General features: G+C 61.9%; 13 protein-coding genes. 8 read left to right on the top strand and 5 right to left on the bottom strand.

The window, feature by feature from the left end; all coding sequences use genetic code 11:
• Positions 1–59: 59 nt before the first annotated feature.
• On the top strand, positions 60–1,079 hold the full coding sequence (locus H043_RS0122925) for an AraC family transcriptional regulator (protein ID WP_027613830.1): 1,020 nt from the start codon (positions 60–62) through the stop codon (positions 1,077–1,079).
• A 6-nt stretch (positions 1,080–1,085) separates the two neighbouring features.
• Here the strand turns inward: H043_RS0122925 and H043_RS0122920 are convergent, their stop codons facing one another.
• Positions 1,086–1,499 carry a cupin domain-containing protein gene (locus H043_RS0122920; RefSeq protein ID WP_027613829.1) on the bottom strand — a complete coding sequence of 138 codons (414 nt, stop codon included), beginning with the start codon at positions 1,497–1,499 and terminating at the stop codon, positions 1,086–1,088.
• Positions 1,500–1,800: 301 nt separating this feature from the next.
• Between H043_RS0122920 and H043_RS0122915 the strand changes: the two genes are divergently transcribed.
• Positions 1,801–2,835 (top strand): alpha/beta fold hydrolase, encoded by a 1,035-nt coding sequence (locus H043_RS0122915; RefSeq protein WP_027613828.1) that lies wholly within the window; start codon positions 1,801–1,803, stop codon positions 2,833–2,835.
• Between the two features lie 25 nt (positions 2,836–2,860).
• On the opposite strand, the gene H043_RS0122910 is transcribed toward H043_RS0122915, so the two are convergent.
• From H043_RS0122910 to H043_RS0122900, 3 genes are all read right to left on the bottom strand, one after another.
• Positions 2,861–3,883, bottom strand: coding sequence for a GlxA family transcriptional regulator (locus tag H043_RS0122910; RefSeq protein WP_027613827.1), 1,023 nt, complete (start codon positions 3,881–3,883; stop codon positions 2,861–2,863).
• Between the two features lie 93 nt (positions 3,884–3,976).
• Positions 3,977–5,137 carry a radical SAM protein gene (locus tag H043_RS0122905; RefSeq protein ID WP_027613826.1) on the bottom strand — a complete coding sequence of 387 codons (1,161 nt, stop codon included), beginning with the start codon at positions 5,135–5,137 and terminating at the stop codon, positions 3,977–3,979.
• Positions 5,138–5,211: 74 nt separating this feature from the next.
• Positions 5,212–6,156 (bottom strand): LysR family transcriptional regulator, encoded by a 945-nt coding sequence (locus H043_RS0122900; RefSeq protein ID WP_027613825.1) that lies wholly within the window; start codon positions 6,154–6,156, stop codon positions 5,212–5,214.
• A gap of 122 nt (positions 6,157–6,278) precedes the next feature.
• Here H043_RS0122900 and H043_RS0122895 point away from each other — a divergent pair, with 122 nt between their 5' ends.
• The 5 genes from H043_RS0122895 to phnE all read left to right on the top strand — a co-directional run bounded on the left by H043_RS0122895 (position 6,279) and on the right by phnE (position 10,077).
• On the top strand, positions 6,279–6,677 hold the full coding sequence (locus H043_RS0122895) for a RidA family protein (RefSeq protein ID WP_027613824.1): 399 nt from the start codon (positions 6,279–6,281) through the stop codon (positions 6,675–6,677).
• Positions 6,678–6,834: 157 nt separating this feature from the next.
• Positions 6,835–7,698 (top strand): putative selenate ABC transporter substrate-binding protein, encoded by an 864-nt coding sequence (locus H043_RS0122890; protein ID WP_027613823.1) that lies wholly within the window; start codon positions 6,835–6,837, stop codon positions 7,696–7,698.
• Positions 7,695–8,492 carry a phosphonate ABC transporter ATP-binding protein gene (locus H043_RS0122885; protein WP_027613822.1) on the top strand — a complete coding sequence of 266 codons (798 nt, stop codon included), beginning with the start codon at positions 7,695–7,697 and terminating at the stop codon, positions 8,490–8,492. The genes H043_RS0122890 and H043_RS0122885 overlap by 4 nt, the downstream gene beginning before the upstream one ends.
• Positions 8,486–9,313 carry an ABC transporter permease gene (locus H043_RS0122880; RefSeq protein ID WP_027613821.1) on the top strand — a complete coding sequence of 276 codons (828 nt, stop codon included), beginning with the start codon at positions 8,486–8,488 and terminating at the stop codon, positions 9,311–9,313. Before H043_RS0122885 ends, H043_RS0122880 begins: the two co-directional genes overlap by 7 nt.
• Positions 9,310–10,077 (top strand): phosphonate ABC transporter, permease protein PhnE, encoded by a 768-nt coding sequence (gene phnE / locus H043_RS0122875; RefSeq protein WP_007969262.1) that lies wholly within the window; start codon positions 9,310–9,312, stop codon positions 10,075–10,077. Before H043_RS0122880 ends, phnE begins: the two co-directional genes overlap by 4 nt.
• Before the next feature lie 10 nt (positions 10,078–10,087).
• On the opposite strand, the gene H043_RS0122870 is transcribed toward phnE, so the two are convergent.
• On the bottom strand, positions 10,088–10,861 hold the full coding sequence (locus H043_RS0122870; protein ID WP_027613820.1) for an AraC family transcriptional regulator: 774 nt from the start codon (positions 10,859–10,861) through the stop codon (positions 10,088–10,090).
• A 200-nt stretch (positions 10,862–11,061) separates the two neighbouring features.
• Between H043_RS0122870 and H043_RS0122865 the strand changes: the two genes are divergently transcribed.
• Positions 11,062–12,690 (top strand): APC family permease, encoded by a 1,629-nt coding sequence (locus H043_RS0122865; RefSeq protein WP_027613819.1) that lies wholly within the window; start codon positions 11,062–11,064, stop codon positions 12,688–12,690.
• Positions 12,691–12,696 lie beyond the last annotated feature (6 nt).

Genomic DNA, 12,696 nt, shown 5'->3' with positions numbered 1-12,696 from the left:
CGCTTTCTTCACCTTTCGGAAAAGCAAGATCACCGGATTACCGGACTTCCCCTCCCCCCATGCGACCCGCCACTTCCAGCGCTGCCTTCGTTAACCACGTCCTTGATGTCGCCGAACAATACGGCTGCGATGGCGACTGGCTGTTGCAGCAGACCGGACTCTCACGCGAGCAGTTGTCCGACTCGATCGTGCGCATTCCCATGCGCCAACTGCGTGCCTTGCTGGAACTGGCGGCGCTCAGCAGCAACCTGCCGCATTTCGGCCTGCTGGTCGGCGCCGCCGTGCGCCCGGGCACCTACGGCGTACTGGGTTATGTGCTGATGACCAGCGCGACACTGGGCGAATCGCTGAACATGATTCTGCGTTTCGGCAAGATCGTTTACGACAGTCCGTCCAGCCAGACCCGAATCGTCATCGGCGACGGCCGCGTGACCCTCGAAGATCAACGCATCAGTGAACTGGAGCCCTATTGCGCCCTGCATCAGGAAGCGCTGATGGTCGGCTGGGCAGCGTTCGGCCGCTGGTTGATCGCGAGTAATCAGCCGATGCTGGAAGTCCGGATGATGCATTCGGCGGTGGGCGAACCGGCGCTGTATGAACACTTCTTTGGTTGTCCGGTGCAGTTCGAGGCCGGTTGCAATGCGCTGGTGTTTGCCGAGTCGACACTCTCTACACGAATCCAGGGCGCCGACCCGCGCATGCATCGCAGCATGCTGCTGGAGGCCGACTGGCAGTTGTGCCTGTCGTATCCGGCGTTTTCGGTCACAGATCGATTGCGCGCGCTGCTCACCGAGCAATTGCCGACCGGTGATTTCAGCCTGAAAAGCCTGGCCCGGCAGCTGGCGATTTCGCCGCGCACCTTGCAGCGCAAACTGGCCGCCGAAGGGGAAAACTTCAATCAGGTGCTGGAAACCATGCGCATGGAACTGGCCGACCATTACCTGCGCCGCACCGAGACCAGCATCATGAACATCGCCCTGATGCTGGGTTACTCGCAGGCCAGTTCTTTCAGCCATTCCTTCCGTCAGGCCCGCGGGATTTCGCCGGTGGATTACCGCAAGTTGCTGCGCGCCAGATAAGCCCGATCACGGTTTCAGCTGCAGCAGCGGCTGGCCCTTTTTCACCACATAGGTCGCCAGTTCCACGCCTTGGTCCTGGCCGACGTTCTTCGCCACATGGGCCACGCCGGCCGGGATGAACAGCGAGTCACCGGCCTTTAGCGTGACCGCCGGCCGCCCCTCCAGTTGATACTCCAGCGTGCCGCTGAGCACGTGCGCCACTTCGACACCCGGATGCGCATGCCGCGGCGCGGTGACACCCGGTTCGAAATCGATACGTGCCTGTATCACCTCGCGATCCGCGGCGCCCAGGTCCTGACGAATCAGGTCGGTACGGCTCAAGCCCTGCTGCCAGCTCATGGCCTGAGCGTCTGCCGCCTGCGCCAGGCCGGTGAATGAAACCAGTGCGGCCACAGTGGCCAGAATCAGTGTGCGTTGCATGCAAATGCCCTCTCGACAGTCATGGTGTGAAGGCCTGCACTGTGACTGCCGGGTGTAGCGGCCATGTGTCGAAAAACCCGCGTTTGGTCTCGCCGTGTATCACGTGCAGAGCTGGATACACGGCCATACAAAGCACACCGGCTGTGTATCACAGTGTGTACAGACACCCCGGCGATACATGAACTTGAATCACCGCGCTTTTTCGACATAGGCCAGATACGTGCCGGCGTTCAAATGCCTGCAAGGTTTGCCGGGCTCAGCCCGCACCTGCCCCCGACAGGATTGCCAAGGAGACTTCAGCATGAAAAACGCAGCATTCAACCGTATGAACATCCTCGCCGTGGCGCTGTTCGGCGCGCTGGCGGCGACGCAAATGCCAACGGCCGCCGCCGCGCAGCCGGCAACCGGCGACCACAACGTCAGGTATTCCGCGCCCTCGCCGTTCGGTCCGCTCAAGCATGTGAAGGCCGGGCTGCTGGATGTGGCCTACGCCGAAACCGGCCCGGCGCAGGGGCCGGTGGTGATTCTGCTGCACGGCTGGCCGTACGACATTCATAGTTATGACGAGGTCGCGCCGTTGCTCGCCGCCAAGGGGTATCGGGTGCTGATGCCGTATGCGCGGGGTTATGGCGACACGCATTTCCTCTCCGATCAGACACTGCGCAACGGCCAGCCTGCAGCACTGGCCAGCGACGTGATCGACTTCATGGATGCCCTGAACATCAAGCAAGCGGTGCTCGGTGGTTACGACTGGGGCGCACGTTCGGCAGACATCGTCTCGGCGCTGTGGCCGGAGCGAGTCAAGGCATTGGTCTCGGTCAGCGGCTACCTGATCGGCAATCAGGCTGCCGGGCAAAATCCGTTGCCGCCCAAGGCCGAATTGCAGTGGTGGTATCAGTTCTACTTCGCCACCGACCGTGGCCGGGACGGTTACCGTAAAAACACCCACGACTTCGCCAAGCTGATCTGGCAGCTCGCCTCCCCGAAATGGGCCTTCGATGACGCCACGTTCGACCGCAGCGCCAAAGCGCTGGAAAACCCCGATCACGTCGAGATCACCGTGTTCAACTACCGCTGGCGTCTGGGCCTGGTGCAGGGCGAACCGCAATACGCGGCGCTGGAACAGAAACTCGCCAGCGCCCCATCCATCAGCGTGCCGACCATCACCCTCGAGGGCGATGCCAACGGCGCGCCGCACCCGGCGCCTGAGGATTACGCCACGCGTTTCACCGGCAAGTACCAGTTCCGCCTGATCAACGGCGGCATCGGCCACAACCTGCCGCAGGAAGATCCACAGGCGTTTGCTCAGGCAGTGATCGACGCCGATCACCTCTGAGGTCGAAGGCAGAAAACGCCTCGGTCTATTTGACCAGGCGTTTTTCCCTGGACGGTCGATAACCGAAAAACGCGCTGTAGCACTTGCTGAAATGGCTCGGCGAAACGAAGCCGCAGGCCACCAGCACTTCCATCTGCGACAGCTCGGTGTGCTGCAACAGGCGCCGGGCTTCGGTGATGCGCAGTTCCAGGTAATAGCGCTGCGGCGTGGTGCCCAGTTGCTCCTTGAACAAACGCTCCAGCTGTCGCCGCGAGCGCCCGGCGTACACCGCCAGTTGCTCCAGCTCCAGCGGCTCTTCGAGGTTGGCATCCATCAGTTTGACCACCTCGCGCAACGGTGCACTGACGCAGAGGTTTTCATCCGGTTTGATCCGCCGATACCGCGACTCCTCGAACGCCAGAATGTCCTCGATGCCTTCGACCAGCGCCTTGCCGTGCAGGCTCTTGATCCAGTCCAGCGCCATATGGAAAGCCCCGGACGGGCTCGACGCGGTGAGCCGGTCGCGATCGATCACATAAGGTTCGCTGCTGACCTGGGTGGCTTTGGCAATTTCGGTCAGCGCGGGGCGATGCTCCGGGTGGATCGCGCAACGATAGCCATCGAGCAGTCCGGCGCGGCCGAGAAACCACGCACCGTTCCACAAACCGGCCAGACTGACCCCGCGCTCCGCCGCCGAGCGCAGCAGGCTGTTCAACTCCTCGCTGGCCTTCAGCTCAGTGCGGTAGCCGCCGCACACCACCAGCAAGTCCAGATCCGCAAGGCTGGCGGCGTCAATCCGCGCATCCGGGCGAATCACCAGCCCCAGATCGCTGATCACTTCACCCTCGCCCAGTCCGAACGTGCGCGAGCTGAACAGTCCGGCGCGCAACAGGTTGGCGGTGATGATCGTGTCCAGCGCCTGGGTGAAGGCCGGCAGCGAAAAGTGTTCCAGCAACAGGAAACCGATGCGGGTAAGGCGTGAATCTACAGATTGCTCATTCAGATAGCGGAGGTTTTTACCCTTCATGCCTCCGCTGAATTGACGTCGTTCGATCAAGGTCTGGCCCATCGGTCATGTTGTTATGCGCCGATAGTTGGCTTGATGGGCCAAAGAGTCAATCACGCTTGTGGCAACTGAATTGGCGGGACCTGATCCGCACGGTCAGACGACCGTGAGATAACCCGCACCGAGCCGGCCTTCCAGACGACCGAACAGCACGTAATGCTGATAACCGCTGGTGAACGCGCCCGTGGAAATCGCGTTTTTGACGTCCTGGTTCATATGCAGGTATTGCGCTTCGTCGAAGTTCTCCGCACTGACTTCGCCGGTTCGCCCAAGCTTTTCGCTTTCGACCGGCAGCCCCATGATCGTGCGCCGCTGGAAGTCGATAATGCGGTTGACGGCGTGACTTTCCAGCGGCCCCCGATTGGATTGCGTCGAGTAGATGTGCAAGCCGTTTTTTGCGCAGCGATTGCACATGTCGACGCAATTTTTCTGGGTGGACTTCAGGCCGGTCAATTGCGCCAGAGGCATATCCAGATACTTGCCGACCTGGTATTCGGTCTGATTGAAAACGGAACAGCACAAAACGGTATTGCCGTTGCAGTCGAGCACCAGCCAGTCATCCTTGAGCGAGCACGCCTGCTTGGGATACTGACGGACCAGATTGACCAGATCGTCGAAGGGCGGCAGCGCCAGCCTTTTCAGGGTTTCATGATCGGTATCTGTCACCGAAGGGTCGCGCTCGATCAGCGCCAGCGTTTTCTCCAGCGGCATCATCACTGAATACCCAGTGGAGAACTCGAAACCCAGACTCTGGCTGAATTCGCGCATCAGCCCTTCTTCTTCCATGTTGTCCAGATAACGGTGGTAGTAAACCTCGATGCGCGTACTCAAGCCATGTTGCTGCTTGAGTTCATGCAGTTTGATCATGTTGGCCTTGACCACTTCAATGTCGCCGCCCACGTGCCCCTGCTGGTAAGTCTCCTGGTAAAACCCGGACAACGAAATACGGAAGAACCACGGGTTGGCCAGCATGGCGGTTTCCATGTTCTTGGCCAGGTTCAAGTTGGAGCTGATACCGCTCTGCAAACCGGCGGCATTGATGATCTCGACAAACTCACCGATTCGCGGATGGATCAACGGCTCGGTCCAGTTGTACAGAAAGATCGTCTCGACCCCTTCGTTGCGGGCCTTCTCGACGATCTTGCGGAACATGTCGACTTGCATGGCTTTCTTGAAGTTGACGTTTTCCGAGTTGCCCATCGGGCACGAAGGGCAGCTTAAATTGCACGCACCGACAATATCGATATACATATTCATGACGGGTGACGCTCCTTGAGTGAATAGCGGTGCATCCAGAGCAAGCGACTGTCATGGTTGGCGTTATTCGTTAGTTATTTGACAGTCCCGGAGCGCGGCTCAGCAAGTTCCGGGCCATTGCCATGGTGCGCCATCAATTCCACGATCCAATTGATAAATACCCTTAGCTTTTGGCTGATATGCCGGTTCGGCGGGTACGCCACGTAGAGCGGCATCGGCTCGAGTTGCCAGTCCTCGAACAGCGGCACCAACTCGCCCCGAGCCTGATGCGCGTGCGACATGTACCTGGGTAACCACAGCACCCCCATGCCGGCCAGACCTGCCGCAAGGTAGGCGTTACCGTCATCCACGGCGAGCACGTGGCGACCCTTGATCTGCAGGTGTTCGCTGCCATTGTGCAAGGCGTAAGGCACGGGTTTGCCGGTGCGCGCCCAGAGAAAACCGACCACCCGATGATGCGAGTCCTCCAGCTCGCGTGGATGCTGCGGCGTGGCGGCGCGGGCCAGATAATCCGGCGCGGCGAAAACCCCGAGCTGAAGATCGGCCACCCGCCGCGCCATCAGTGACTGATCAAGCAGTTCGCCGCCGCGCACCACGCAATCGACGTTCTCATCGATGATGTCGACGATGCGGTCGCTGACACCCATATCGATCTGAATGTCCGGATAACGCGCATGAAACTCAGGCAATGCCGGCACCAGAATCAGCCTCGCCAGCGGGCTCGGCACATCTACGCGCAAGCGTCCTCTGGGCAATGCCGAGGCGCCGGACAGACTGGTTTCGGCGTCGTCCATATCGGCCAACAGCCTGATGACCCGCTCGTAATAGATTGCGCCATCGGCAGTGACGTTGACCTTGCGTGTGGTGCGGTTGAGCAACCTGACCCGCAGCCGGGCTTCCAGTTGCTGCACCAGTTGGGTCACGGTGGTCTTGCTCATGTGCAAGGTCTCGGCGGCCTTGGTAAAACTGCCCGCCTCGACCACCCGGGCGAACGCCTGCATTGCATCGAAACGGTCCACTTTGCGCCCTCGGATTGTTTGGAATCTGCAAACAGTGAACGCCAAGCTTGCGCGTTTATCGCCTCGGCGCAAGCCCCTACAGTCACTCCATCAACAACCACCAAACAATGATGGAGACACCCATGACCCAGCGCGACGTCGTTTTTCCGCCAGCCCGCCATGCGCTTTACGAGCGCCATCGTTATTCGCCGGCGATTCGTTCCAACGGTTTTCTGTTCGTCTCGGGGCAAGTCGGCAGCCGTGAAGATGGTTCGCCCGAGCCGGATCTGCAGAACCAGGTGCGCCTGGCGTTCAATAACCTCAATGCGATTCTCGACGCCGCCGGTTGCAGCTTCGCCGATGCGGTGGACGTCACGGTGTTCATGATCGATCCACAATCGACCTTCGAAACCATCTGGGAAGTGGTGCCGGAGTTCTGGGGCAGCGCACCGTATCCGACGATCACTGCGGTGGGCGTGACCTGGCTGGCCGGGTTTCAGTTCGAGATCAAGGTGATTGCCAAACTCCCGGAAACCCCATGATCGTAATCCGGGGTAAAACATCATCGGACACCGCTGCTGGCCTTTGACAGCGCGGCTGCGTATAACCTCGCCGTTTCGTCTAACCTGATTGAGCGTCCGCGCGCGACACCGCGCCCGGTGGCGCTTAGAATGCGACGCTCATGAAACGGAGATTTCCATGCTCAAACGAACCCTGGCACTGACTGCTGGTCTGGCCCTGTCTTTTTCTGCTTTGGTGGCGCATGCCGCCGATGTGTTGCGGGTCAGCGCGATCCCCGACGAAGCCCCGACCGAATTGCTGCGCAAGTTCGAGCCGCTCGGTGCGTACCTGGAGCAGCAGCTGGGCATGAAGGTGCAGTTCGTTCCCGTGGCCGACTATCCGGCGGTGGTTGAAGCGCTGGCGACCGACCGCCTCGACATGGCCTGGCTGGGCGGTTTCACTTTTGTTCAGGCACGCCTGAAGACCGACGCCACCACCCCGGTGGTCCCGCTGGTGCAGCGCGAGCAGGATGCGCAGTTCACCAGCAAATTCATCACCGCCGACCCGAACGTGAAGAGCCTGGCCGACCTCAAGGGCAAAACCTTTGCCTTCGGCTCGGTGTCGTCCACCTCCGGCAGCCTGATGCCGCGTTATTTCATGCTGAAGAACGACAACATCAAGCCTGAAGCCTATTTCAGCCGCGTTGCCTATTCCGGCGCCCACGACGCCACCGTCGCCTGGGTCCAGGCCGGCAAGGTCGATGCCGGTGTGCTGAACGCCAGCGTCTGGCAGAAACTGGTAGACGCCGGCAAGGTCGACACCAGCAAGGTCCACGTGTTCGCCACCACCCCGGCCTACTTCGATTACAACTGGACCGTGCGCGGCACCCTCGACCCGGCGCTGGCGGCGAAGATCAAGAAAGCCTTCCTCGACCTCGACCCGGCCAACCCCGAGCAGAAGAAGATTCTTGATCTGCAGGCGGCCAGCCGCTTCATCGACACCAAGCCCGAAAACTACAAGGGTATCGAGGAAGCTGCTCGCGCTGCCGATCTGTTGAAATGACCCTGAGCCTCAAACACGCCCGCCTGCACCACGCCAACGGGGTCGATGCGCTACGCGGCGTCGACCTGCAGATTGGCGCGGGCGAGCAGGTGGCGATCATCGGTCCTTCCGGGGCCGGCAAGTCGAGTCTGTTGAATCTGCTGGCCACCGCGTTGCGCCCCAGCAGCGGCGAAATCGAGGTGCTGGGCGAACGTCCCTGGCACCTCTCCACTCGTCAACGGCAACGCCTGCGTGCGCGCATCGGCTTGGTGCATCAAGCCCCACCGCTGCCGCCGCGCCAACGGGTGGTGACGGCAGTGCTGGCCGGCAAACTCGGCCAGTGGAGTTTAGGCAAGAGCTTGCTGAATCTGCTGCATCCCACGGACATCCCCGGCGCCCGTGCGGCCCTCGCCCGCCTGGATCTGGGCGACAAACTCTTCGCTTACTGCCAGCAATTGTCCGGCGGCCAATTGCAGCGCGTAGGCATTGCCCGGGTGCTGTATCAGGCACCGGAGATTCTGCTGGCGGACGAACCGGTGTCGGCGATGGACCCGGTGCTGGCCGGGCACACCCTGTCGATCCTCTCGCAGCACGCCCGGACACACAACGTCACGCTGGTGGCGAGCCTGCATGCAGTGGAACTGGCGCTGGCGCACTTTCCGCGCATCATCGGTTTGCGCGACGGCCAGATCCTGTTTGACAGCCCGGCCGAACAGGTCAGCCGCGAGATGCTCGACACGCTGTACGCCAACGAGCAGTTGCAAAGCCCGACGACGCCCAATGCGCCGCTGATTGTGCAGATCCCGCGATGCTGAAGGCCGATTCACGCGACCCGGCCGCCGCGCCGCGACTGCTGCTGACCCTGCTGGCACTTGCCCTGCTGTGGCCGGGCATCCAGCTCAGCGAACTGGACCTTGGCGTGCTGCTGCACAGCGACAGCCAGACCGAAATGGGTCGTTTCATCGCAGGCTTCTGGCCACCGGCGCATGACCACGATTTTCTCCAGTTACTGCTCAAGGCGACCCTGCAAACCCTGGCCATCGCCACCGCCGGTATGGCTCTGGCGCTGCTGCTGGCGGTGCCGGCGAGCCTGATTGCCAGTCGCGCACTGTCGTTGTCGGCGGCGTCCCGCAGCGGCATTCCCAGTCGGGTCGGAAGCTTGCTGCGCTGGCCGGTGCGCGGGCTGCTGATCTTCTTGCGCAGCGTGCCGGAGATCGTCTGGGCACTGCTGTTTGTGCGCGCCGTGGGCCTCGGCCCGGCGGCCGGTGTGCTGGCGATCGCCATCACCTACAGCGGCATGCTCGGCAAGGTCTACGCGGAAATTTTCGAATCCACCGACCAACGCCCGGCGCACGCCTTGATGCAGGCCGGCAGCGGACGGCTCGCGGCGTTCGCCTACGGGATTCTGCCGAATGTCGCGGCGGAGCTGCTGTCGTACACGGTGTATCGCTGGGAGTGCGCGATTCGTGCGTCAGTGGTGATGGGGTTTGTCGGCGCCGGCGGCCTCGGCCAACAGATCGACCTGTCATTGCGCATGTTCGCCAGCGGTGAAGTGGCGAGCATGTTGCTGACCTTCCTGATTCTGGTGCTCGGTGCCGACCAACTCAGCCGCCTGCTGCGCTGGAGGCTGACATGAATCGCCTGATCAATCTGTTGCTGATCGTCGGCATTGGCGTCGCGGTTATCGCCTCGTTCGGTTACCTCGAACTCGATCTCGGTGAACTCGGCAGCGCCACCAGCCTCAAGCAGATGGGTGCCTACGCGCAGCGCTTTCTCAGCCCGGACCTGAGCGCCACGCATTTGCAGGCGATCCTCAAGGGCGCGCTGGAAACCCTCGCCATGTCGGCCCTCGGCACCCTGCTCGCGGCGGTGTTCGGCATCCTCCTCGCGCTGCCCGCCGCCGGACGTTTCGGCTGGCCGCTGCAAAGCGCTTCGCGCCTGCTGCTCAACGGCCTGCGGGCGATTCCGGAACTGGTGTGGGCGGCACTGATGGTGCTCGCCGCCGGCCTCGGCCCGAACGCCGGCACCCTGGCGCTGGCCCTGCACACCACCGGGGTGCTCGGCCGGTTGTTCGCCGAAGCGCTGGAAAATACCCCGCCAGAACCTGCCGAAGCGATCCGTTTGCAGGGCGGCAACCCGGTGCTCGCGTTCTGCTACGGCACCCTGCCCAACCTCGCTCCGCAATTGCTCGCGTATTGCCTGTATCGCTGGGAAAACAACATCCGCATGGCCAGCGTGCTGGGCTTTGTCGGTGCCGGCGGTTTGGGGCAGATGTTGTATGTCAGCCTCAGCCTGTTTCAGGAAGCGCAGGCGAGCACGGTGATTCTGGCGATGCTGATTCTGGTGCTGGGCGTGGATTCGCTGAGTGCGTGGAGCCGGCAGCGCTGGGTCAAGGCCTGACGGGCAAGCCTCACTGCCCCGTCGCCAACCGGTACTGGCGCGGGGTGAATCCGGTGGAAGCCTTGAACTGCCGGGTGAACGCGCTGTGGTCGGTATAGCCGCACTGCAGCGCCACTTCGGTGATCGGCAAGTCGCCGTGCAACAGCCGATGCGCATGCTCAAGACGGACTTTCTGGATCATCTGCCGCGGCGTCAGGTGGAACACGCGCTTGCAGTAACGCTCCAGTTGCGCCACTGAAATCCCGGCGATGCGCGTCAGTTCGCTCAGGCTGACGCGCTGATTGAAGTTCGCCCGAATGTACTCGTCCACTGCCGCCAGACGCTGATACGCCGGATGGGTTTCGCTGGCGGTCTGCAAGTCGACGGAAATTCCCGCCAGGCCGATGATCCGGTTGTCGCGGTCGTACAGCGGACGCTTGTGCGTCAGGCACCAGCCCGGTTCGCGGCTGCCGTACAGATGCAGCTCCAGCTGATCCTCCAGCACAAATCCCTCTTCCAGTACGCGCCGATCCTGCTCGGTGTAGCCCGGCCCCAATTGCGCCGGAAACACCTCGGCGCTGGTCTTGCCCAGTAACGGTCGCAAGTCTTTCAAACCGCAGCGCTGCACCAGCGTCTGGTTGGCCATGACATAGCGCGCCTGCAGATCCTTGATGAAGATCGCCGCGTTGGGAATCACGTCGAGCATCGGCAACAGCAGCGCCATGCTGGCGAGCAGATCGTCGAGGCATTGCGGTCGGCTCGCCTCGTTCTGCTGGCTCAGGATCGCAAACGCGTTCTGCGGCATACCTCTCACTCCCCACTCGGTTTTATCACTTGCACGCAGATTGCCCCATGGCTGACAGCCTGTCGAGCCGGGCCTTTGCCGTTGGCCACTGTGCTGATTTCGTCATCATCACCGGCAAAAAACATCAATCGCCCATCGCCCGATGAGTTCACTGTAGCGCCACTGCACGCCCCTCCAACAACCAACAAGAAGGCGACGCTATGACAGGCCAAGGCAAGTTCAAGAAACAACTTTCACTGATAGACCTCACGTTCATCGGACTGGGGGCGATCTTCGGCTCGGGCTGGTTGTTCGCCGCCAGTCACGTGTCGGCCATCGCCGGCCCGGCAGGGATCTTTTCCTGGCTGCTCGGTGGTTTCGCCGTGTTGCTGCTGGGCATCGTCTACTGCGAACTGGGCGCCGCATTGCCGCGTGCCGGCGGTGTGGTGCGCTACCCGGTTTACTCCCACGGGCCACTGCTCGGTTACCTGATGGGCTTCATCACGCTGATCGCGTTTTCCAGCCTGGTGGCGATCGAAGTAGTCGCCTCGCGGCAATATGCGGCGGCGTGGTTTCCCGAATTGACCAAGGCCGGTTCCAGCGACCCGACCGTGCTCGGGTGGTTCGTGCAGTTCGGGTTGTTGTGCCTGTTTTTCCTGCTCAATTACCGCAGCGTGAAGACCTTCGCCATGGCCAACAATCTGGTCAGCGTGTTCAAGTTCATCGTGCCGCTGCTGGTGATTGGCGTGCTGTTCACCTTCTTCAAACCGACCAATTTCGAAGTGCACGGCTTTGCGCCGTTCGGTCTGTCCGGCATTGAAATGGCGGTCTCGGCGGGTGGGGTGATCTTTGCTTATCTGGGCCTGACGCCGATCATTTCCGTGGCCAGTGAAGTGAAGAACCCGCAACGCACGATCCCGATTGCGCTGATCCTGTCGGTGCTGCTGTCCACCGCGATTTACGTGTTGCTGCAAACCGCTTTCCTCGGCGGCATCCCGACCGAAATGCTCGCCAATGGCTGGGCCGGCGTCGCCAAGGAACTGGCCCTGCCGTACCGCGACATCGCTCTGGCACTGGGTGTCGGCTGGCTGGCGTATCTGGTGGTGGCCGATGCGGTGATCTCGCCCAGCGGCTGCGGCAACATCTACATGAACGCCACGCCACGGGTGATCTACGGCTGGGCGCAGACCGGGACCTTCTTCAAGATCTTCACCCGCATCGACGAAAAATCCGGCATCCCGCGCCCGGCGCTGTGGCTGACCTTTGGCCTGTCGGTGTTCTGGACCCTGCCGTTCCCGTCATGGGAAGCGCTGATCAACGTGGTCTCTGCCGCGCTGGTATTGAGCTACGCCGTGGCCCCGGTGACGGTTGCCGCACTGCGTCGCAATGCGCCGGACATGCCGCGTCCGTTCCGGGTCAAGGGCATGAGCGTGCTTGGGCCGCTGTCGTTCATCATCGCCGCGCTGATTGTCTACTGGTCGGGCTGGGGCACCGTGTCGTGGTTGCTCGGCCTGCAAATCCTGATGTTTGTCATCTACCTGCTGTGCGGGCGCATGGTGCCGACCGCGCACCTGAATCTGGGCCAGCAAGTGCGCTCGTCGGCGTGGCTGATCGGCTTCTACGCCGTGACCATCGTCCTCTCCAAGCTCGGCAGTTTCGGCGGCATCGGCGTGCTCAGCCATCCGTTCGACACGGTGATCGTCGCGGTCTGCGCGCTGGGCATCTACTACTGGGGCGCCGCCACCGGCGTACCGGCACGCCTGATTCGTCTGGAAACCGAGGACGACGAAAGCGAAGCCGCTGAATCCTCCACCCATTCGGCAACGGGCCAGCGCCCTGCTCACGCCTGACCTTCA

Origin of the sequence: Pseudomonas sp. URIL14HWK12:I6 (assembly GCF_000514195.1) — a bacterium.
GTDB classification, from domain to species: domain Bacteria; phylum Pseudomonadota; class Gammaproteobacteria; order Pseudomonadales; family Pseudomonadaceae; genus Aquipseudomonas; species Aquipseudomonas putida_A.
The sequence above is the reverse complement of the archived record's forward strand: the minus strand, read 5'-3'. Positions and strand labels throughout refer to the sequence as shown.